This window comes from Sphingomonas sanguinis, from assembly GCF_019297835.1.
Classification (GTDB): Bacteria; Pseudomonadota; Alphaproteobacteria; order Sphingomonadales; family Sphingomonadaceae; genus Sphingomonas; species Sphingomonas sanguinis_D.
On sequence record NZ_CP079203.1, the window covers coordinates 604,134 to 623,128 of the forward strand.

An 18,995-nucleotide genomic window follows, 5' to 3' on the forward strand; every position below is an offset into this window, starting at 1 on the left:
CGCTAGGCGAAGCGCATGAGCCAGAATGGAAAGATCGCCGCCCTGATCGTCGCGGCGGGCGGGGGTTCCCGCATGGGTGGCGATGTGCCGAAGCAGTTTCGCGATCTGGGCGGACGACCGATGCTCAGCTGGAGCCACGCGGCCTTCGCCTCGCATCCGGCGATCGACACGGTGCTGACGGTGGTGGCGGAGGAGAAGATCGATCACGCCCGTTCGGTCCTGCCCGACGCATGGGTCGAGGCGGGCGGAGCCAGTCGCCGCGAGTCGGTGGCGCGCGGCTTGCGCCATCTGGCTCTGGAGGGCGTGACGCAGGTGCTGATTCACGACGCCGCGCGTCCTTTCCTGTCGGCGGACGTTATCGATCGCGTGCTGGCGGGGCTTGCATCAGCGGATGGCGCGATGCCCGTCCTCCCCGTCGCCGACACGCTCGCCCGGTCCCTGGACGATGCCCTGAGCGAGACCGTCCCCCGCGACGGCGTGGTCCGCGTCCAGACGCCCCAGGGCTTCCACTTGCAAGCCGTGATCGCCGCGCACGCCGCCTGGCCTGCCGAAGCGGAAGCTACGGACGACGCACAGATGGTCCGACGGCTTGGCGGGCGCGTCGCTTTGGTGCAGGGCGATGCGATGCTTGAGAAAATCACCTATCCCGACGACATGACCGGAGCCGATATGCGTCTGACCTGGGAAACCCGGACTGCGATGGGCTATGACGTCCATCGGCTTGAGGATGGCGAGGAATTGTGGCTGGGCGGCGTGCTCATCCCCCATCATCAGGGTCTGTCGGGACATAGCGATGCGGACGTCGCGCTTCACGCGCTGACCGATGCGCTGCTCGGCACGATCGCGGCGGGCGATATCGGCACGCATTTCCCGCCCAGCGATCCGCAGTGGAAAGGCGCCGAGTCGGGCCAGTTCCTCGCGCATGCCGCCAAGCTGATCGCCGACAAGGGCGGCCGGATCGATTTCGTCGACCTGACCATCATCTGCGAAGCGCCGAAGATCGGCCCGCACCGCGCCGCCATGGTGGAGCGGATCGCCGGGCTGCTGAACATCGACCAGAGCCGAGTCAGCCTGAAGGCCACGACCACCGAGCGGCTGGGCTTTACCGGACGTGGCGAGGGGATCGCGACCCAGGCGGTGGCGACCGTTCGCCTGCCCGGCGGGGCGGCGGCATGAAGCGGCTGGGGCTGATCGTCGCACTCGCCGCGCTTGCCGCGCCCGAGGTTGCGACGGCGCAGCGCGCCTGCATCACCGCGCCCGAGGCGGAGGCAATGACGCTGGTTGCCATGCCCGACATTCTGCGCGAGACGGGCCGGGTCTGCGGCGCACGCCTGCCCGCGACCAGCCTGATCCGGGGCGGCGGCTCGCTGATCTCGAAATATGAAAGTGCTGCCGATCAGGCGTGGCCCGCCGCCAAGGCCGCGATCGTCAAGCTGTCCGATCCGGCGATCGATACGTTGCTGCAATCGGATTATGCCCGGCCGTTGCTCACTTCGCTCCTCGTGCCATTCATCGTCGGGCGCATCGGTCTGGAGGATTGCGGGACGATCGACCGGCTCGTGACGCAGCTCGCCCCCCTGCCCCCGCGCAACATGGCGGGCGTGGTCGTGACCGCGCTGCAATATCTCAAGACCGAAAAGGCACGCGGACGGCAGGTGGCCGTGCCCGACCTGCCGCTCTGCACCAACGGAAACTGATATGGACGTTCTTCTTCCCCGCGAGCTGATCGATCTGGCCGAGCGCGTCGTCGTCGCCAACCGCGCGGCGGGTCGTCGCGTGGCGCTGGCCGAAAGTTGCACCGGCGGCCTCGTTGCGGCGGCGCTGACCGAAATCCCCGGTTCGTCCGATGTGGTCGAGGCGGGGTTCGTGACCTATTCCAATCAGGCCAAGATCAACCTGCTAAAGGTCAACCCCGAGGTGATCGACACGTTCGGCGCCGTCTCGACCGCCACGGCCTGGGGCATGGCGCAGGGTGCGCTGGCGGCCAGCGAGGCGGACGTGGCGGTCGCGATCACCGGCGTCGCGGGCCCGGGTGGCGGCACTGCGAAGAAGCCGGTCGGGACCGTCGTCTTCGCCCAGGCGCTACGCGGCGGCGACCCTGAGGATGTGAAGGCCGAACGCCATGAATTCGGCGATATCGGCCGCGGCGGTATCCGGCTTCAGGCGGCGCTGTTGGCGCTGGAGCTGTTGCTGCCATAGAGTTTGGCCGCGCGATCCTCGAACGCGCCGATCATGCGGCGGAGCGCGGTGCCGAACACCTGCCCCGCCAGCATCTCGAACACCCGGTTCTTGAACGCGAAGTCGACGGTGAAGTCGACCGCGCATCCCTGTTCCTCGGGGCGGAAACGCCAGTTGTTGCGCAGATACTTCAGCGGGCCATCGAGATATTCGACATCGATCGATCCCGGCCGGTCCTTGGTGACGCGGCTGGTGAAGGTCTCGCGCAGCCCCTTGAAACCGACGATCATGTCGGCGACCGTCTCGGTCGGCGTGTCCGAGCGGACGCGCATCGCCGATACCCAGGGCAGGAACTCCGGGTAGCGGGCGACATCGGCGACCAGATCGAACATCTGCTCCGGCGTATAGGGCAGATGCCGCGTCTCGCTATGCTTGGGCATCAGCGAACGCTTGCGAGCTTCGCCTCGCGCGCCGACCGCAACCGCTCGAAATCGTCACCCGCATGATAGCTGGAGCGGGTCAGCGGCGAGCTGGCGACCAGCAGGAACCCCTTGGCACGCGCAATGGCGGCATAGGCGTCGAACGCCTTGGGCGTCACGAACTCGGCGACCTTGGCATGGCGCGGGGTTGGCTGGAGATACTGGCCCATGGTCAGGAAATCGATATCGGCCGATCGCATGTCGTCCATCACCTGATGGACCTCCAGTCGCTCCTCGCCCAAGCCCAGCATGACGCCCGACTTGGTGAAGATCGACGGATCGTGGCGCTTGACGCTCTCCAGCAGGCGCAGCGACGCATAATAGCGCGCGCCCGGCCGGATCGTCGGATAGAGCCGGGGGACCGTCTCCAGATTGTGATTATAGACGTCCGGGCGCGCTTCGACGATCGACTCGATCGCGGCCTGCGCCTTGTTGCGGAAGTCGGGCGTCAGGATTTCGATGGTCGTGTCCGGCGTCGTGCGGCGCAGCGCCTGGATCACCTTCACGAACTGCGACGCGCCGCCATCGGGCAAGTCGTCGCGATCGACCGAGGTGACGACGATATGCTTCAACCCCATCTGGGCGGCGGCATCGGCGACATTCTGCGGCTCCATCGCGTCGACCTTGCGCGGCATACCGGTCTTGACGTTGCAGAAGGCGCAGGCGCGAGTGCAAGTGTCTCCCAGGATCATGACGGTCGCATGCTTCTTCGACCAGCATTCCCCGATGTTCGGGCAGGCCGCCTCTTCGCAAACGGTCGTCAGGCTCTTGGCACGCATCAGCTCGCGGGTGGCGGCGAAACCGGCGCTCGTCGGGGCCTTGACGCGGATCCAGTCCGGCTTGCGCGCGCGCACCGGCGCGGCCAACGGTGTCAACTCGTTCATGGGTCGCGAAATAGCGATGGTCAGGGCCGGACACAATGCCTCGCAGGCAGGGCATTATATGTGTGACATGGCGATGTTAGACATACTTTGATATGGAACCGAAACGGCCCTGCTCGGGTTCGCTGCTACAGCACGGTTTCCTGAAGTGGATAAGAGAGAGCAATGACCGACTTTAACGACCTCGTGGATGGCTATCAGCGCTTTCGGACCTCCGATTGGCGTCGCCAGCGCGACCGCTGGGCCGAGTTGAAGGAAGGCCAGAGCCCCAAGGTGATGGTCATCGCCTGCTCGGACAGCCGCGTCGATCCGGCACAAATTTTCGACACGCTGCCCGGCGAAATCTTCGTCGTGCGCAACGTCGCCAATCTGGTCCCTCCGTTCGAGACGGGCGGCGGTCATCACGGCGTGTCGGCCGCGCTGGAATTCGCGGTGACGCAGCTGGAAGTGACCGATGTCGTGGTCATGGGCCACGGCGCATGCGGCGGTTGCAAGGCGGCGCTGACGCAGGGGTTCGCCCATGCGCCCCAAGGTGAAGGCGGCTTCGTGTCCGATTGGGTGAGCCTGCTCGACGAGGCGCGCGAGAAGGTCGTGGCCAAGCATGGCGATGGCCCCGACGCGTTGCGCGAGATGGAACTTGAGTCGGTTCGCACCTCGATTGCCAACCTGCGCACCTTCCCGTTCGTCACCAAGCGGGAGGAAGCGGGCAAGCTGACGCTGCGCGGCGCCTATTTTGCGATCGCCGATGGCGTGCTGCACCTGATGGACGAGAGCGGCGAGTTCAAGCCTGCCGCTTCGGCCTTGGTCGCGGCGTAAGGAAGTCGGTCCGGGTCCCAGGCCCGGACAAGACACGAAAAGGGCGGACGCCGTATCCGGTGCCCGCCCTTTTTTCATGGCCTGTGATCGGCGGATCAGCCCGCCGACGAAGCGACGACCTGATCCAAATCCTTCTTGGCTTCCGCCGTCGAACGCAGCGACAATTCGCGCATCTGCTTGTTGCTGGGCAGGCTGGGCGCGCCCATCAACAGATCCTCGGCGCGCTGGTTCATCGGGAACAGCGAGATTTCGCGCAGGTTCTGGGCACCGCAGATCAGCATGACGATACGGTCGACACCCGCAGCCATGCCACCGTGCGGCGGCGCGCCATACTGGAAGGCGCGATAGAGGCCGCCGAACCGCTCCTCGACATCCGCCTTGGACAGCCCGACCTTTTCGAAAGCGGCGACCATCAGCTCCGGCGACTGGTTGCGGATCGAACCCGACGCGATCTCGAAGCCGTTGCAGACCAGATCATATTGATAGGCCTTGAGCGACAGCGGATCGGCGGAGTTCAGCGCTTCCATGCCACCCTGCGGCATCGAGAAGGGGTTGTGCGCGAACTCGACCTTCTTCTCGTCCTCGTCCCATTCGTAGAAGGGGAAGTCGACGATCCAGCAGAGGCGGAACGCGCCCTCCTCGATCAGGCCGAGCTGCTCGGCGACGCGGGTGCGCGCGAGCCCTGCCAGCTTGGCGGCCGCCTCGGCCTTGCCCGCCGCGAAGAACAGGCCGTCATCCGAGCCGAGGCCCAGCGCGGCGTAGAGCGCTTCCATGCCCTTGGTGCCATGGTTCTTGGCGATCGGGCCGCCGAACTCGCCGCCCTTGCGGGTGACATAGCCCAGACCCGCATGACCCTCGGCGCGCGCCCATTCGTTCATCTCGTCGAAGAACTTGCGGCTCTTCTCGGCGGTCTTGGGCGCCGGGATGGCGCGGACAACGCCGCCCGAGCCGACGATCTTCTCGAACAGGCCGAAGCCCGAACTCGTGAAATGTTCCGAGACATCGGTGATGATCAGCGGGTTGCGCAGATCGGGCTTGTCGTTGCCGTACTTCAGCATCGACTCAGAGTACGGAATGCGCGGGAACTCACCCACCGGCGTGACGGTGCGGCCATCGGCGAACTTCTCGAAGATGCCGCCGATCACCGGCTCCATCGTCTCCCACACCTCTTCCTGGGTGACGAAGCTCATCTCCAGGTCGAGCTGGTAGAATTCGCCCGGTAGGCGGTCGGCGCGCGGATCCTCGTCGCGGAAGCAGGGTGCGATCTGGAAATAGCGGTCGAAGCCAGCGACCATCAGCAGCTGCTTATATTGCTGCGGCGCCTGGGGCAGCGCGTAGAACTTGCCCGGATGAATGCGGCTGGGCACCAGGAAGTCGCGCGCGCCCTCGGGCGACGACGCGGTCAGGATCGGGGTCGAATATTCGGTGAAGCCGCCCGCTTCCATGCGACGCCGCATGTCGGAGATCACTTGCGTACGGCGCACGATATTGGCGTGCAGCGTCTCACGACGCAGGTCGAGGAAGCGGTAGCGCAGGCGGATATCCTCCGGATATTCCTGCTCGCCCGCCACCGGCATCGGCAGTTCCTCGGCCGCCGACAACACGGTCGCGCCGCGCGCGAACACCTCGATCTCGCCGGTCGCCAGATTGGCGTTGACGGTGCCCGCCGAGCGCGCCTTGACCACGCCGTCGATCGTCACGACCGATTCGACCCGCACGCTCTCCAGGATGGCGAGCGCGGGGGTGTCGCTGTCGGCGACGATCTGCGTGATGCCGTAATGGTCGCGAAGATCGACGAACAGCACGCCGCCATGATCGCGCTTGCGATGGACCCAGCCGGACAGGCGGACCGTCTCGCCGACCGCCTCAGCAGTCAACGCGGCGCAGGTGTGGGTACGATAGGCGTGCATGGCGGACATTCTCTGTACGTCTGGGGAAAGTGCTGCCGCTTCCCCGCCCGCCCCCTTTTTGTCAACTCCAATGTGCCCGAACGGGTCTCCCGTGCGTTCCTCTTTGTCAACCTGCGTACGTCGAGCTATGTGCAGACGATGCACGTTCATCCGTTGATTACCGACAGCGCCACGCTCGCCAATCTCTGCGCCCGTCTCTCGCAGGCCGACTATGTGATGGTCGATACCGAGTTCATGCGGGAAAGCACCTATTGGCCCGAGCTTTGCCTGATCCAGATCGCCGATACCGAAGAGGCCGCCGCGATCGATCCCAAGGCGCCGGGGCTGGACATGACCCCGCTGCTCGACCTGCTGGTCAACAACGATCAGGTGCTCAAGGTCTTCCACGCCGGTGGGCAGGATATCGAGATCATCTATAACCTGACCGGCAAGACCCCGCATCCGCTGTTCGATACGCAGATCGCGGCAATGGCGCTGGGCCAGGGCGAACAGATCGGCTATTCCAACCTCGTCGACAGCTGGCTGGGGATTACGGTCGACAAGGGCGCGCGTTTCACCGACTGGTCGCGCCGTCCGCTCGATCAGCGGCAGGTCGATTATGCGATCGGCGATGTCACTCATCTGGCCGCGATCTTCCCCAAGATGCTTGAGCGGTTGCGCAAGACCGGACGCGGCGCATGGCTGGATCAGGAGATGGAGCGGCTGGCCGATCCGGCCCACTATGCCAACGACCCCGACGTGGCGTGGAAGCGGGTGCGCGTCTCGGGCCGCAAGCCCGATATGCTCGGCCGGTTGAAGGCGCTGGCCCGCTGGCGCGAGTTGGAGGCGCAGGCCAAGGATCTGCCGCGCGGCCGTATCGTCAAGGACGAGACGCTGGCCGACCTCGCCGGGCATCCGCCGCGCAAACAGGCCGATCTCGCCAAGGTACGCGGATTGTCGGCAACCTGGGCGGGCAACGATATCGGCGCGCGCCTGATGGATGCGCTCGACGGCGCCGAGCCGCTGAGCGCCGACGAACTGCCCGCGCGCGACGATCGCAAGCCGGGTCTGGGTCGCGAGGGTGCGCTGGTCGCCGACCTGCTCAAGCTGCTGCTGAAGATCCGGGCCCGCGACATCGACGTGGCGCCGCGCCTGTTGGCGCGGGCCGACGATCTGGAAATGCTGGCGGCGGGTGTCCGCTCGGGCCTGTCGGTGCTCGACGGCTGGCGCTTCGAGCAATTCGGCCGCGATGCGCTCGATCTGGTCGAGGGACGCACCGGTTTCGTCGTCAAGGGCGGCAAGCTGAAGATGGTCCGCACCGCCGAGGACGCGGCATGATCCGCCCGGCCGTCCTCCTCACCCTACTGCCGCTCGCCGCCTGCATGACGACCCCGAAAGCCGAGGGACTCACCGATGGGTCGGAATGCGGTGACGCCAAGGCGGCCGACCTGATCGGCAAGCGCTGGACCGAGGCGCTCCGCGCGCCGACGCAGAAGCGCACCGGTGCGCAGGACCTCCGGGTCATCGCGCCGGGCGATGCCGTGACGATGGATTATCGACCCGACCGGCTCAACATCGAAACCGATGCCGAGGGCAAGGTCGTCCGGCTCAAGTGCGGGTAAGCCGTACCGGCGTCTTGCCCAGGGCAGTGGCGAGCGTTGCATGGCGACGCTCCACCGCTTCGCCATAAAAGCCCCGGTCTGCTTCCAGCATCTCCAGGCCGAGACGGGTGTCGTCCAGCACGAGCCCCGTCCGCTCCAGCGGTCCGGCCAGCCCGCCGCTGAGCCGCTGGCCCAGCCGGATCGCCAGGCCCCAGCTGGTCGCCAGCTTCAACTGTGCAGGGCTGGCCAGTTCGGCGAGCGGCGACGGCACGTCCAGGCCGCCGCCAAGGCTGGTGTGGAGTGCCTGCGCCAGCATCGCCCGCGCCTCTGCATCGATGCCGACCCAGTTGCCGTGAAGCGCGATCTCGACCCCGCGCTCGGCGCGGAATTCCGGGTTCGCCCGCCAACCTACATCGGCCAGAAGACAAGCGGCATGGCGCAACCGCGCTTCCGCCGCCGCTTCGCCTGCGAACAGTGGCGCGATCCAATTTTCCAGCAAATCGCCATGTTCGGGGAAACGCCCGAGCAGCCGCCCTTCCTCGCGCGCGGCAACGATCAGCGGATCGAGCGCGCGGGTCCTGGCGTCCAGCCCGCCATAGAGAAGCCCTTCTCGCAGGCCAAAGGCGGATACGACGGTCGTGCTGCTGCCGAGATGCTTGAGCAGCACGCTAAGCAGCGCGGTCGCATCGGTCAGCGTCGCCGCCCGGCTGGACGACAGACCCTTCACCTCACGGAGGCGGGCCTTGCTGAGATGGGGAATGGTCCGTGACAGGCGCAGGATGTCGAGCGGCGTCAGTTCGTAATGATGGATGATCGGCAAGGGGTAATTGGCCAACGTCATGTCGAGGCGCGCCAATGCGCGCCACGACCCGCCGACCATGTAAAAGGGAAGCCCCCTTCCCCGTCCTTCCCAGCCCGCCTCTTCGATCAGGCGAGCGATGTGTCGCTCGAACGCTTTGCCGCCCTTTTCCCGCAGCGCGGGGATACGCAATACGCCAAGCGGGAAGGAGACGCGGTCCTCGACGCCCCCGTCCCGGACACGAACCAGTTCCAGGCTGCCCCCGCCCAGATCGCCGACGATCCCGTCGGCGTCGGGAATGGCGGAGAGAACCCCCTCCCCCGCCGCCTTGGCCTCCTGTTCGCCGGACAGGAGTTCGACCTCCAGCCCGAGCGACTCGGCGCAGGCGATCAGCTCGCCGCCATTGGCCGCATCGCGCACCGCCGCCGTCGCGACGGTACGGAGCGTGGTCACCCCCATTTCGCGGGCAAGACTGGCGAAACGAGCCAGCGCGACCTGAGCCTTGCCAAGCGACGCCGGATCAATCGCCCCGGTCGCGGCCAGTCCGCGCCCCAACCCCGCCATCACCTTCTCATTGAACAGTATCGCGGGAAGGCGCGGTGGGCCCTGATAGACGACCAGCCGGACCGAGTTGGAGCCGATATCGATGATCGCCGTGCGCGGCGCGCGGGAGCCTGCCATCTCTTATCGCGCGCCCGTCAACGCTGCCGCCGGAGCGAGAGGGTCGGCACCGCCTTGCTGGTGTCGAGCGCGGCGCCGCGCCCCGAAAGCGAGGGATTGGTCATGAAATACCGATGCAGGTTGAAGGGACGCTGGTCGCCCGGCGTGTCGCGGACATAGCTGCCGTCCGGCTCCAATTCCCAGCTCTGTTCATTGTCGAGCAGATTGGCGACCATCACCTGATCGAGGATCTGGTCGTGAACGGTGGGATTGAGGATCGGCAGCATATATTCGACCCGCCGATCGAAGTTGCGCGGCATCCAGTCGGCCGAGGAGATGAAGACCTTGGCCGCGTCATGGGGCAGAGCCTTGCCGTCGCCGAAGGCCCAGATGCGGCTATGCTCCAGGAAACGACCGACGACCGACTTGACCCGGATATTGTCCGACAGCCCCTCGACCCCCGGCCGCAGGCAACAGATACCGCGCACGATCAGGTCGATCTCAACCCCGGCACCGCTCGCCTCGTAGAGCTTCTCGATCACTAGCGGATCGACCAGCGAGTTGACCTTGGCCCACAGGCTGCCGGTCCGCCCGGCACGCGCATGGGCGATCTCGGCGTCGATCAGCGCCATCAGATTGTGGCGCAGGTCGCGGGGCGAAAGGCTGACGCGGTTCATCGCCACCGGTTCGACATAGCCGGTGATATAGTTGAACATCTGCGCCGCATCGCGCCCGAGCAGCGGATCGGCGGTGAAGAAACTGAGATCGGTATAGATGCGCGCGGTGATCGGATGATAATTTCCGGTGCCAAAATGGCAGTAGGTGCGAAAATCGCTGCCTTCACGCCGGACGACCATCGACACCTTGGCATGGGTCTTCCAGTCGATGAAGCCATAGACGACCTGAACGCCCGCGCGCTCCAGCGCGGACGCCCAATAGAGGTTCTGTTCCTCGTCGAACCGCGCCTTCAACTCGACGATCGCGGTTACGGACTTGCCCGCCTCGGCGGCCGCAATCAGCGCGTTGATGATCGCCGACTGTTTGCCCGCACGGTAGAGCGTCTGCTTGATGGCCACCACATCGGGGTCCGCCGCCGCCTGCTTCAGGAAGGCGATCACCACCTCGAACGTTTCGTAAGGGTGGTGGACGACGATGTCCTTGGCCTTGATCGCGGCAAAACAGTCGCCCGCGAACTCGCGGATACGCTCGGGGAAACGCGGGGAATAAGGCGGAAATTTCAGGTCGGGCCGATCCTCGTCGACCAACATAGTGAGGTCGCCGATTCCTAGCAGATTGCCGCTTTCCGTAATGATCGCATCGGCCCCGCCCAGCTCGTCGCGCAGCACGTCGGCGAGTTCGTCGGGCATGCCCGTTTCCAACTCCAGCCGGATCACCCGCCCACGCCGCCGCCGCTTGATCGCATTGGCGAAATAGCGGACCAGATCCTCCGCCTCTTCCTCGATCTCGATATCGCTGTCGCGCAGCACGCGGAAGGTCGCGGCGCCATTGACGACATAGCCGGGGAACAACAGCCCCGAGAAGCGGCGGAGGATCGTCTCGATCGACACATAACGGGCACCCTCGCCCGGCAAGCGGACGAAGCGCGGCATGGTCGCGGGGATCATCACCAGCTCGCGGATCGGCGCCTTGTCCGATACGCGGGTCAGGTCGAAGATCATCGACAGCCCCTTGTTCGGAATGAACGGGAACGGATGGGCCGGGTCGAGCGCCTGCGGGGTCAGGATCGGGAAGATCTGTTCACGGACATGCGTTTCCAGCCAGGCGCTCGCCTCCTGGTCGATCGCGTCGCGCCGCAGGACGAAGACACCCGCCTCGTCCAGCAGGTTGCGCAGGTCGCCCCAGACCTCCTGCTGGCTCGCCATCAGGCGATCCGCCTCGGCGACGATGCCGCTCAGCTGCTGGCCGGGCGTCAGGCCGTCGACCGATCGCTGTTCGACATCCTGCGCCTGCTGCCCCTTCAGGCCCGCCACACGGACCATGAAGAATTCGTCCAGGTTCGATCCCGAGATCGACAGGAAGCGCAGCCGCTCCAGCAGCGGATGCGCCGAATTACATGCCTCCTCCAGCACGCGGCGGTTGAACGCCAGCCAGGAGAGTTCGCGATTGAAATACCGTCCGTTCGGCTCCGTTGCGAAATGGTCGTCGTCCGGCTCGGACATTTGCGCGATATGGGCAGGACGGGTCATCATGTCTCGCTTAGGGCTTACGGCTCGGCGATCAGACCGGCCGCGATCAGAGTGGATCGTGCAAGGGGAATGGACAAGCGCGCGCGCCGTTCCATCGCCCCCTGATCGAGCATATCCACCGCGCGGATGACAGAAAGGTGACTACGCTCGATCCGCAGCGTCAGCCACTCGATCAGGTCGGGCCGCGCATCCAGGCCGCGCCGCTCGAACAGATGCTCGAACAGACCCGCGACCAGTTCGTCGTCGGGCGCACCAATTTCGGCCAGGCTGCTGTTCGCCAGCCGGGAGCGAAGGTCCGGGAGCTTCACCTGCCAGCGCGGCGGCGGCGAATCGGCAACGATCAACAGCGGCAGTCGATCAGCCTGCGCGCGGTTCCAGGCGTGGAAAATCTGTACCTCGGGCACACGCTCGGCATCGTCGATGATCGTGCCGCCGCTCTTGGCTGCGAAGATACGGGCCAACAGCGATCGCCCGGACTTGCGCGGGCCGGTAAGGATCGCGGCCATGGTCGGCCACGCCTCCCATTGTTCCAGCATCCGCGCCGCCATCCGGTTGGAGTCGGTCAGCAGGAACGCATCGGATCGGGGGTCCGCCGGCCATTGCAGCGGCAGCGCCATCTGGTTCATCCGGTAATCACGCTATTCGATGGAGGCACCGGCGCGGGCACTTGGGTTACGCGCCGGATGCGAAGGGTGGTGCCAGAGCCGGACACCTGAAGACCGCGCTGCTCAAGGGCGCGGCGAAGCTGATCGGGGTCGCCATCATAGGTGACGGCCATGATCGATACGCCACCCAGTGCCAGGCTGGTCGTGGCCGCCCGGACCACGCCGGGGATGCCTCGGATCAGACTTTCGGCATTGGCGACCGCGCTGGCAGTCGGTGCATCATATTGCAGCGTGACGGCGATGCCCGCTCCCGACGAGGCGATGGCGGCATCCAGGCCCGAAATAGGTTCCTCACCCGGCGCGGTATCGTCGATGACGGGCGCTTCCGCCTTGGGCGGTGGACGGAGCGAGCTGTCGGGATGCAGCGCGCCGCTCGCCAGCGCCTTCTGATACAGCCCGTCGAGCCGCGCGACGCCGGTGTCGAGCAGTTGCGTTAGTCCGTCGGTGCTGCCGACTCGCAAGGTGATCGTGCCGAGCAGCGCATTGTCCGGCCCATGTCTTGCCTCGAACACGCCGATCACCGGCCCGCCCGGCCATTGGCGATAAAGATGTACGACCGGGATCAGGATATCCGACGCGCCATATTGATCGAGAATCGCCCGCCACCAACCGCGCGACCGCCGCCCGATCTGCCCCGCATTCATCAGCAGCGGCTCCGCACCGGTGCCCGAGGGGCGGATATAGTCGATCGTGCTGTTCCCGGTGCGGAAGCGCGCCCAGGCCTGTTGCCAGGGGGTGCGCGCCTCGAACATCTGCGACACGCCGCCCGAAATCTGGAGCGGCATGACGAGCATTGGCGGCGAGCGATCGGCATAGGCAGAAACGCCCAGCACCGATGCCGCGCGAACCCGGTCGAACAGCACCCCCAGCTTGGCGACATAGCGGGTCGGACCGATCTGTTCGTTCTCGACCACGATGCCGCTGACCAGCGAATCGAGCAGCCCGTCCGACGCGCCCGTGCCGCTGCGTCCCAGCCGCTGCGCCAGGATTGCCCAAGCCTTGCGCTGCGCAATCCGCCAGCCACCGAGCCGTGCGGCCTCCGCCGTCTTGCCCGAGACGTCGACCGCGACGCCGGTCACCTCATAGGAGCCGCCATTGTCGACCGGCGCGACGCCGCGCGTCTGCCCTTCGATCTGGGCCAGCACCGCGCCGCCCCCTATGCCTAGCCCGGCAAGGGCGGCCAGACCGGCCATGATGGAGGGCAATCGCAAACGCATCGCGGCCTTTTGGCGAAGCAGACGTGGAAATCCAAGCGCGATATAGCTAACGGGCAAACATGACCGACAACAGCACGCCGTCCGCCAGCCCTTCGCCCGCCGAAAAGGGTGCCTCCTACACCTATGCCGATGCTGGCGTTTCGATCGCCGCCGGTAACGCGCTGGTCCGCGCGATCGGCCCGCTCGCCAAGGCGACGCGGCGGCCGGGCGCGGACGCCGACCTGGGCGGATTTGGCGGGTTCTTCGATCTGAAGGCCGCCGGTTTCACCGATCCCCTGCTGGTCGCGGCCAATGACGGCGTCGGCACCAAGCTGAAGCTCGCGATCGAGCATGACCGCCATGACGGGGTCGGCATCGATCTCGTCGCCATGTGCGCCAACGACCTCGTCGTGCAGGGCGCCGAGCCGCTGTTTTTCCTCGACTATTACGCCACCGCCAAGCTGGAAGGCGATGTGCCGGAGCGCGTGATCGCCTCGATCGCCGAAGGCTGCCGCATCGCCGGATGCGCCCTGATCGGCGGCGAGACGGCCGAGATGCCGGGCATGTATGCGCCGGGCGATTACGACCTGGCGGGTTTCTGCGTCGGCGCAGTCGAACGCAACCAAGTGCTGACCGGCGCGACCATCGGCGACGGTGACGTGATCCTGGGCCTCGCCTCCTCGGGCGTGCACTCCAACGGCTTCTCGCTGGTTCGCCGTCTGGCGGCGGACAAGGGCTGGAAGCTCGACCGCCCGGCGCTGTTCGATCAGGACGTATTGTTGATCGAGGCGCTGATGGCCCCGACTCGGATCTATGTCCGCTCGCTCCTCCCCTCAATCAAGGCGGGTGCGATCAAGGGACTCGCGCATATCACCGGCGGCGGCCTGCTCGAAAACATTCCGCGCGTGCTGCCCAAGGGCGCGCATGCGGTGGTCGATGCGGATGGCTGGGAACAGCCGCGCCTGATGGCCTTCCTGCAGGCGCAGGGCGGCATCGAGCCGGAGGAAATGGCGCGCACCTTCAACTGCGGCATCGGCATGGCGGTGATCGTCGAGGCCGATCAGGCGGAAGCGCTGGCCGAAGCCCTGCGCGCAGAGGGCGAGACGGTCGTCACCATCGGCCGTGTCGAAGCGGGCGAGCGCGGCTGCACCGTCAAGGGTTCGGCCGGGACTTGGAGCGCCAAGGCGGACTGGACCGCGAACCATGTCGGCTAAGGTGCCGGTCAAGGTCGGCATCCTGATTTCCGGCCGCGGCTCCAACATGCAGTCGCTGGTGGCCGCATCCCAGGCCGCGGACGCCGCCTATACCGTCGCCCTGGTTGCCTCCGACAAGCCGGAGGCGGCCGGACTGGCCTGGGCGCAAGAACAGGGGATCGCCACCTTTGCCCTGTCGCCCAAGGGGATCGGCAAGCCCGCCTATGAGGCGGCGATCGACCAGGCCCTGCGCAATGCGGGTGTCGAGGTCATCGCACTGGCGGGCTATATGCGGCTGCTGTCCGGCGATTTCGTCTCGCGCTGGCGGGATCGCATCCTGAACATCCATCCTTCGCTGCTGCCGCTCTACAAGGGCCTCGACACGCATGAGCGCGCCATCGCTGCGGGCGATGCCAAGGCGGGATGCTCGGTCCATGTCGTGACCGAGGAACTGGATGACGGCGAAGTGCTGGGCCAGGCGGAGGTTCCGATCCTGTCCGGCGACGACGCAGCGGCACTTGCGGCGCGCGTGCTCGTTGAGGAGCATCGATTGTACCCGCAAATACTCACGGAGTTCGTGCGTCGATGACCGATTTCCTGTCCCGCATCCGCGACATCGCCCTCTTGCTGCCCGGCACGACCGAGCAGGCTGGCGACGGCGAAACCCGCTTTCTGGTCGAGGGTGCGCCCTTCCTCCGGGTGAGCGGCACTTCGTCGGCCATCCATCTGTGCGTCGCCGATGAAGGACAGGAACCGCATTGGAGCGATGTGGCGCTCCAGACCGACAGCGACTGGACGCTGGTCGAGGACCGGATCGCACGCAGCTGGGAATTGGTCGCGCCGACCGAGCTGCTGGAGGCGGGCGGACGATGAGCGAACCGGCGGGCGCAGAGGCCGCCGAGCGGGCCAAGTCGCGGCGGCGTCTGCTGACGCTGGCGGAGTTCGTCGCGGTCGCGGGGCTGATGGTGGCCGCGCTGACCCTGTACCTGAACTGGTCGCAGCGGCGCAGCGACGCCGAGGACAAGGCCGCCACCGCCAGCGCCCAGCGGCAGGAGCGCGCTCGGCTCGATCTGACCGCGACGGTCGAGGCTAACGGCCGTCGCCTGCTGCTGCGCGATCCGAACCATGATCTTCAGGATGTCTCGATAGACTTTCCCAAGGCATCCGGCATCGGACGCCAGGCCCCGGTCGGCGATCCCGCCATCGAAGCCGAGCCGATCGCCGGGCCGATCCTGACACTGACTGACGGCAAGGCCGACACCCGCGAGGGGCGGTTGCCCACGCTTATCACCGTGCGGTACTGGGACGGCGACACCTCGCGGACTGTCACCGGCCTCTACGACATCATCTGGAGCACCCATGGCCGCCTTCTGCGCGGACGGACGCTGCGACTGGAAGGCTTGCGGCTGCGCGATCGAAGCGGCACGACCGCCAAGCTCGAAGCCGCCTGGACGGCTCGACGGAATTAAAGAGGCAACATTCCTGCCCCTATAGGGGAAGAATGATAGAGGGTCGGTTCGCTTTCAGACGCCCCGCGCATAAATGACGTCGTCAAAGATGGTGTCGCCGACCTTGAACTGGCGCGCCCCGGCAAGTGTGAAGCCCTCGCGCTCATAAAAAGCGCGGGCGCGTTCGTTGATGCCGAGTACGCCCAACAGCATACGGCGGCGCCCCATCGCACGCGCCTCATCGATCGCCATCGCCATCAGCCTGTGGCCCAGGCCGGTGCCGCTCGTCAGGGACAGGGTATAAATGCGGCGAAGCTCGATATCCCACACATCCGTCTGAACCGGCAGATCGGGCGGGGTTAGCAGCGTATAGCCGACCGGCGCCGCGCCGTCGGGATGCTCCGCCAGTGTCGCCACGCAGGCCGGATCGGCGATCCAGCCGTCGAACTTGCCGGGCGAGCTGTTCAGGGTGCAGTGGCGCACCATGTCGGGACCGGCGATGGTCCCTGCAAACGTCTCGAGGAAGGTGGCGGCCGCGACGAGCGACAGCGCAGGCGCATCGCCCGGCCCTGCCCGTCGCAGCCGCCATTCCATCAGCCGACGATTTCTTCCGGCTTGAAGAAATACGCGATCTCGATCGCGGCATTCTCGTCCGAGTCCGAACCATGGACGGTGTTGGCTTCGATCGACTCGGCCAGTTCTTTGCGGATCGTGCCCGGCTCGGCGTTCGCAGGGTTGGTCGCACCCATGATGTCGCGGTTGCGCTGCATGGCGTTCTCACCCTCGAGAACCTGCACGACGACCGGACCCGAGATCATGAACTCGACCAGATCGTTGAAGAAGGGGCGCTCCTTATGGACCGCGTAGAAGCCCTCGGCCTGCTCGCGGGTCATCTGGATGCGCTTCGAGGCGACGACGCGCAGGCCGGCTTCCTCCAGCATCTTGGTGACGGCGCCGGTCAGGTTGCGGCGGGTCGCGTCGGGCTTGATGATCGAAAAGGTACGGTTCGCGGCCATGATGGTCACGCAGCTCCTGAATAAGTGAGTTGGCTGGAAGTGGCGCCGCCCTAGTCGGGGCGGCACGTCAATGCAATGTCTTATGGTAGGACGGTTCGTCCGAAACCTGTTCAACCCTGCGAAGCGATGGCTGCCGAGCGCAATCTCACCCCAACGCCCGCGCCAGGGCTATGAACTCCGCGACCGACAGCGTCTCAGCACGGCGGGCGGGATCCAGTCCGATCGACTCCATCGCCTCCACCGCGCCGGAAACGGGCTTCAAGCTCTGGCGCAGCATCTTGCGGCGCTGCCCGAAAGCCGCGGCCGTCAGGCGTTCCAACGTACGGAAGCTGACGCCTTCGGGGGCGGGCTTGGGCGTGATGTGAACCACCGCCGACATGACCTTGGGCGGCGGGGTGAAGGCCGAGCGATGGACCGGCATCGCGATCCGCGATTCGCTACGCCACTGAGTCAGCACGGCCAGGCGGCCATAGGAAGACTGGTCGGGCGCGGCGACGATCCGCTCCGCCACTTCCTTCTGGAACATCAGCGTGCACGACTTCCACCAGGGCAGCCACGCCCCCGACAGCCAGCCGACCAGAAGCGGCGTGCCGACATTATAGGGCAGGTTGGAGACGATGTGCGGCTGCCGCTCGAACAATTCGGGCGCGTTGATGCGCAGCGCATCCCCCTCAATCAGCTTCAACCGGCCGGGGAAGGCGTCGGCCAGTTCGACAAGCGCCGGGATGCAGCGCCGGTCGCGCTCGATCGCGGTCACGCGGCCACCGGCCATCAGCAGGGCACGGGTCAGGCCGCCGGGGCCGGGGCCGATCTCCAGCACCTCCTGGTCGGTCAAGTCGCCGGGGATGGCGGCGATACGCGCCAGCAACTGTCCGTCGAACAGGAAATTCTGGCCGAGCGACTTGGCCGCGGACAGGCCATGGCGCGCGATGACCTCACGCAAGGGCGGAAGCGGCGTAACGGGTTCCATGTCAGGCGGCGGCTTCGGCCCGCCGACGTGCGGCATCGCCCGCCATCGCGATGGCGGCGATCATCGCCCCCGGATGCGCGCTGTCCTGTCCCGCCAGGCCAAAGGCGGTGCCGTGGTCGGGTGAGGTCCGCACGATGGGCAGGCCTAGCGTGATGTTCACGCCCTCGTCGAAATGCAGCGTCTTGATCGGCACCAGCGCCTGATCGTGATAGCAACAAAGCGCCGCGTCGTAGCGGGCGCGCGCACGCGGATGGAACAGCGTGTCGGCCGCGAACGGCCCGGTCGCGTCGATGCCTTCCGCGCGAAGCTGCGCGATGGCAGGCTCGATGAAGTCGATTTCCTCGCGGCCGATCGCACCGCTTTCCCCTGCATGGGGGTTCAGGCCAGCGAAGACGAGCCGAGGCTCGCGAATGCCGAAATTCTTGCAAAGCCCGCGCGCGGTCGCCCGGCCCTTGGCGACGATCAGTTCGACCGACAAAAGGCTGGACACCGCCGCCAGCGGGACATGGGTGGTGATCGGCACGACCCGCAAGGACGGACCGGCGAGCATCATCACCGCATTCTCTCCCGCCACACCGCAGCGTTCAGCGACGAATTCGGTCTGGCCGGGATGGGTGAAGCCGATATCGTAGAGCTGCGCCTTGCTGACCGGTCCCGTGACGAGCGCACTCGCCGCATCGGAGCGGACCAGTCCGACCGCCAGCTCCAGCGCGTGGAGCGCGCACCGCGCGCCCTCGACATCGGGTTGGCCGGGACGGATTTCGCCCGCATCGTCTACGGACAATATCGGCAGCGCCTCGTCGAACGCCGCGACAGCCGCCGCCATGTCCGAAACGCGCACCGTCGGACCGTCCCAGACCCGCGCGATGGCACGCGAATCGCCCACCGCAAGGAAGGGCGGCAGCCCCGCCTCACGGCGCGCCGCCCAGGCCTTGGCGATGATCTCCGGCCCGATCCCGGCCGGGTCGCCCATCGAGATCGCAAGCGGCCGGATCAT

Annotated in this window: 21 protein-coding genes; 10 read left to right on the top strand and 11 right to left on the bottom strand. The window is 66.5% G+C overall.

Translation table 11 applies throughout. The features are described from left to right. The first annotated feature begins 15 nt into the window (after positions 1-15). Genes KV697_RS02550 through KV697_RS02560 form a run of 3 tightly spaced genes read left to right on the top strand, consistent with a single transcriptional unit; the run spans position 16 to position 2,199 of the window. Complete coding sequence (locus tag KV697_RS02550; protein WP_219019975.1) at positions 16-1,176, top strand: bifunctional 2-C-methyl-D-erythritol 4-phosphate cytidylyltransferase/2-C-methyl-D-erythritol 2,4-cyclodiphosphate synthase; 1,161 nt, start codon at positions 16-18, stop codon at positions 1,174-1,176. Then, the gene (locus KV697_RS02555) at positions 1,173-1,697 is read left to right on the top strand and encodes a hypothetical protein (protein ID WP_219019976.1); all 525 of its coding nucleotides are present in this window, start codon (positions 1,173-1,175) and stop codon (positions 1,695-1,697) included. The genes KV697_RS02550 and KV697_RS02555 overlap by 4 nt, the downstream gene beginning before the upstream one ends. A 1-nt stretch (position 1,698) precedes the next feature. After that, positions 1,699-2,199, top strand: coding sequence for a CinA family protein (locus KV697_RS02560; RefSeq protein ID WP_219019977.1), 501 nt, complete (start codon positions 1,699-1,701; stop codon positions 2,197-2,199). Here KV697_RS02560 and KV697_RS02565 read toward each other — a convergent pair. Next, a complete protein-coding gene (locus KV697_RS02565; protein WP_058744257.1) occupies positions 2,160-2,618 on the bottom strand; it encodes a type II toxin-antitoxin system RatA family toxin in 459 nt (152 codons plus the stop codon). The genes KV697_RS02560 and KV697_RS02565 overlap by 40 nt on opposite strands. Then, complete coding sequence (gene lipA, locus KV697_RS02570; protein ID WP_219019978.1) at positions 2,618-3,541, bottom strand: lipoyl synthase; 924 nt, start codon at positions 3,539-3,541, stop codon at positions 2,618-2,620. The genes KV697_RS02565 and lipA overlap by 1 nt, the downstream gene beginning before the upstream one ends. 162 nt (positions 3,542-3,703) lie before the next feature. Here lipA and KV697_RS02575 point away from each other — a divergent pair, with 162 nt between their 5' ends. After that, positions 3,704-4,354: a carbonic anhydrase gene (locus tag KV697_RS02575; protein WP_219019979.1), complete on the top strand. Its 651-nt coding sequence runs from the start codon at positions 3,704-3,706 to the stop codon at positions 4,352-4,354. A gap of 95 nt (positions 4,355-4,449) precedes the next feature. Here the strand turns inward: KV697_RS02575 and aspS are convergent, their stop codons facing one another. After that, positions 4,450-6,264 (bottom strand): aspartate--tRNA ligase, encoded by a 1,815-nt coding sequence (gene aspS, locus KV697_RS02580; protein ID WP_219021199.1) that lies wholly within the window; start codon positions 6,262-6,264, stop codon positions 4,450-4,452. Between the two features lie 138 nt (positions 6,265-6,402). Between aspS and rnd the strand changes: the two genes are divergently transcribed. Both rnd and KV697_RS02590 read left to right on the top strand, forming a co-directional pair. After that, positions 6,403-7,581 carry a ribonuclease D gene (rnd, locus tag KV697_RS02585; protein WP_219019980.1) on the top strand — a complete coding sequence of 393 codons (1,179 nt, stop codon included), beginning with the start codon at positions 6,403-6,405 and terminating at the stop codon, positions 7,579-7,581. Continuing rightward, positions 7,578-7,865, top strand: coding sequence for an I78 family peptidase inhibitor (locus KV697_RS02590; RefSeq protein ID WP_219019981.1), 288 nt, complete (start codon positions 7,578-7,580; stop codon positions 7,863-7,865). The genes rnd and KV697_RS02590 overlap by 4 nt, the downstream gene beginning before the upstream one ends. Here the strand turns inward: KV697_RS02590 and KV697_RS02595 are convergent. The 4 genes from KV697_RS02595 to KV697_RS02610 are packed head-to-tail and all read right to left on the bottom strand — an operon-like array spanning position 7,852 to position 13,392. Further along, entirely contained in the window at positions 7,852-9,324 is a 1,473-nt protein-coding gene (locus KV697_RS02595) for a Ppx/GppA family phosphatase (protein ID WP_219019982.1), read from the bottom strand. The genes KV697_RS02590 and KV697_RS02595 overlap by 14 nt on opposite strands. A gap of 17 nt (positions 9,325-9,341) precedes the next feature. Then, positions 9,342-11,510: an RNA degradosome polyphosphate kinase gene (locus KV697_RS02600; protein ID WP_219019983.1), complete on the bottom strand. Its 2,169-nt coding sequence runs from the start codon at positions 11,508-11,510 to the stop codon at positions 9,342-9,344. 17 nt (positions 11,511-11,527) lie between these two features. Next, entirely contained in the window at positions 11,528-12,136 is a 609-nt protein-coding gene (locus KV697_RS02605; protein ID WP_042482335.1) for an HdaA/DnaA family protein, read from the bottom strand. Further along, positions 12,133-13,392: a heavy-metal-associated domain-containing protein gene (locus KV697_RS02610; protein ID WP_219019984.1), complete on the bottom strand. Its 1,260-nt coding sequence runs from the start codon at positions 13,390-13,392 to the stop codon at positions 12,133-12,135. The genes KV697_RS02605 and KV697_RS02610 overlap by 4 nt, the downstream gene beginning before the upstream one ends. Positions 13,393-13,451: 59 nt before the next feature. Here KV697_RS02610 and purM point away from each other — a divergent pair, with 59 nt between their 5' ends. From purM to KV697_RS02630, 4 genes are read left to right on the top strand one after another with little or no spacing between them, the layout of a single operon-like run. Next, complete coding sequence (purM, locus tag KV697_RS02615) at positions 13,452-14,585, top strand: phosphoribosylformylglycinamidine cyclo-ligase (protein WP_219019985.1); 1,134 nt, start codon at positions 13,452-13,454, stop codon at positions 14,583-14,585. Further along, positions 14,575-15,153, top strand: coding sequence for a phosphoribosylglycinamide formyltransferase (purN, locus tag KV697_RS02620; protein WP_219019986.1), 579 nt, complete (start codon positions 14,575-14,577; stop codon positions 15,151-15,153). Before purM ends, purN begins: the two co-directional genes overlap by 11 nt. Then, entirely contained in the window at positions 15,150-15,437 is a 288-nt protein-coding gene (locus tag KV697_RS02625) for an MmcQ/YjbR family DNA-binding protein (RefSeq protein ID WP_219019987.1), read from the top strand. The genes purN and KV697_RS02625 overlap by 4 nt, the downstream gene beginning before the upstream one ends. Continuing rightward, complete coding sequence (locus KV697_RS02630) at positions 15,434-16,033, top strand: hypothetical protein (protein ID WP_219019988.1); 600 nt, start codon at positions 15,434-15,436, stop codon at positions 16,031-16,033. The genes KV697_RS02625 and KV697_RS02630 overlap by 4 nt, the downstream gene beginning before the upstream one ends. A gap of 54 nt (positions 16,034-16,087) precedes the next feature. Here KV697_RS02630 and KV697_RS02635 read toward each other — a convergent pair whose 3' ends face one another. The 4 genes from KV697_RS02635 to pdxA all read right to left on the bottom strand — a co-directional run bounded on the left by KV697_RS02635 (position 16,088) and on the right by pdxA (position 18,995). After that, on the bottom strand, positions 16,088-16,606 hold the full coding sequence (locus KV697_RS02635) for a GNAT family N-acetyltransferase (protein WP_219019989.1): 519 nt from the start codon (positions 16,604-16,606) through the stop codon (positions 16,088-16,090). Beyond that, positions 16,606-17,028, bottom strand: a complete 423-nt coding sequence (gene ndk / locus KV697_RS02640; protein WP_042482585.1) for a nucleoside-diphosphate kinase — start codon at positions 17,026-17,028, stop codon at positions 16,606-16,608. Before ndk ends, KV697_RS02635 begins: the two co-directional genes overlap by 1 nt. A 145-nt stretch (positions 17,029-17,173) precedes the next feature. Beyond that, positions 17,174-17,998, bottom strand: coding sequence for a 16S rRNA (adenine(1518)-N(6)/adenine(1519)-N(6))-dimethyltransferase RsmA (gene rsmA / locus KV697_RS02645; RefSeq protein WP_219019990.1), 825 nt, complete (start codon positions 17,996-17,998; stop codon positions 17,174-17,176). A 1-nt stretch (position 17,999) separates the two neighbouring features. After that, positions 18,000-18,995 (bottom strand): 4-hydroxythreonine-4-phosphate dehydrogenase PdxA, encoded by a 996-nt coding sequence (gene pdxA / locus KV697_RS02650; RefSeq protein WP_219019991.1) that lies wholly within the window; start codon positions 18,993-18,995, stop codon positions 18,000-18,002.

Excerpts from the sequence above, each read along its gene's own strand:
- KV697_RS02590 (WP_219019981.1), top strand. The coding sequence starts at position 7,578 with ATGATCCGCCCGGCCGTCCTCCTCACCCTACTGCCGCTCGCCGCCTGC.
- KV697_RS02565 (WP_058744257.1), bottom strand. The coding sequence starts at position 2,618 with ATGCCCAAGCATAGCGAGACGCGGCATCTGCCCTATACGCCGGAGCAG.
- KV697_RS02550 (WP_219019975.1), top strand. The coding sequence starts at position 16 with ATGAGCCAGAATGGAAAGATCGCCGCCCTGATCGTCGCGGCGGGCGGG.
- KV697_RS02625 (WP_219019987.1), top strand. The coding sequence starts at position 15,150 with ATGACCGATTTCCTGTCCCGCATCCGCGACATCGCCCTCTTGCTGCCC.
- ndk (WP_042482585.1), bottom strand. The coding sequence starts at position 17,028 with ATGGCCGCGAACCGTACCTTTTCGATCATCAAGCCCGACGCGACCCGC.
- purM (WP_219019985.1), top strand. The coding sequence starts at position 13,452 with ATGACCGACAACAGCACGCCGTCCGCCAGCCCTTCGCCCGCCGAAAAG.
- lipA (WP_219019978.1), bottom strand. The coding sequence starts at position 3,541 with ATGAACGAGTTGACACCGTTGGCCGCGCCGGTGCGCGCGCGCAAGCCG.
- KV697_RS02595 (WP_219019982.1), bottom strand. The coding sequence starts at position 9,324 with ATGGCAGGCTCCCGCGCGCCGCGCACGGCGATCATCGATATCGGCTCC.
- KV697_RS02630 (WP_219019988.1), top strand. The coding sequence starts at position 15,434 with ATGAGCGAACCGGCGGGCGCAGAGGCCGCCGAGCGGGCCAAGTCGCGG.
- rsmA (WP_219019990.1), bottom strand. The coding sequence starts at position 17,998 with ATGGAACCCGTTACGCCGCTTCCGCCCTTGCGTGAGGTCATCGCGCGC.
- KV697_RS02605 (WP_042482335.1), bottom strand. The coding sequence starts at position 12,136 with ATGAACCAGATGGCGCTGCCGCTGCAATGGCCGGCGGACCCCCGATCC.
- KV697_RS02575 (WP_219019979.1), top strand. The coding sequence starts at position 3,704 with ATGACCGACTTTAACGACCTCGTGGATGGCTATCAGCGCTTTCGGACC.
- KV697_RS02610 (WP_219019984.1), bottom strand. The coding sequence starts at position 13,392 with ATGCGTTTGCGATTGCCCTCCATCATGGCCGGTCTGGCCGCCCTTGCC.
- KV697_RS02560 (WP_219019977.1), top strand. The coding sequence starts at position 1,699 with ATGGACGTTCTTCTTCCCCGCGAGCTGATCGATCTGGCCGAGCGCGTC.
- rnd (WP_219019980.1), top strand. The coding sequence starts at position 6,403 with ATGCACGTTCATCCGTTGATTACCGACAGCGCCACGCTCGCCAATCTC.
- KV697_RS02600 (WP_219019983.1), bottom strand. The coding sequence starts at position 11,510 with ATGACCCGTCCTGCCCATATCGCGCAAATGTCCGAGCCGGACGACGAC.
- KV697_RS02555 (WP_219019976.1), top strand. The coding sequence starts at position 1,173 with ATGAAGCGGCTGGGGCTGATCGTCGCACTCGCCGCGCTTGCCGCGCCC.
- KV697_RS02635 (WP_219019989.1), bottom strand. The coding sequence starts at position 16,606 with ATGGAATGGCGGCTGCGACGGGCAGGGCCGGGCGATGCGCCTGCGCTG.
- pdxA (WP_219019991.1), bottom strand. The coding sequence starts at position 18,995 with ATGATCCGGCCGCTTGCGATCTCGATGGGCGACCCGGCCGGGATCGGG.
- aspS (WP_219021199.1), bottom strand. The coding sequence starts at position 6,264 with ATGCACGCCTATCGTACCCACACCTGCGCCGCGTTGACTGCTGAGGCG.
- purN (WP_219019986.1), top strand. The coding sequence starts at position 14,575 with ATGTCGGCTAAGGTGCCGGTCAAGGTCGGCATCCTGATTTCCGGCCGC.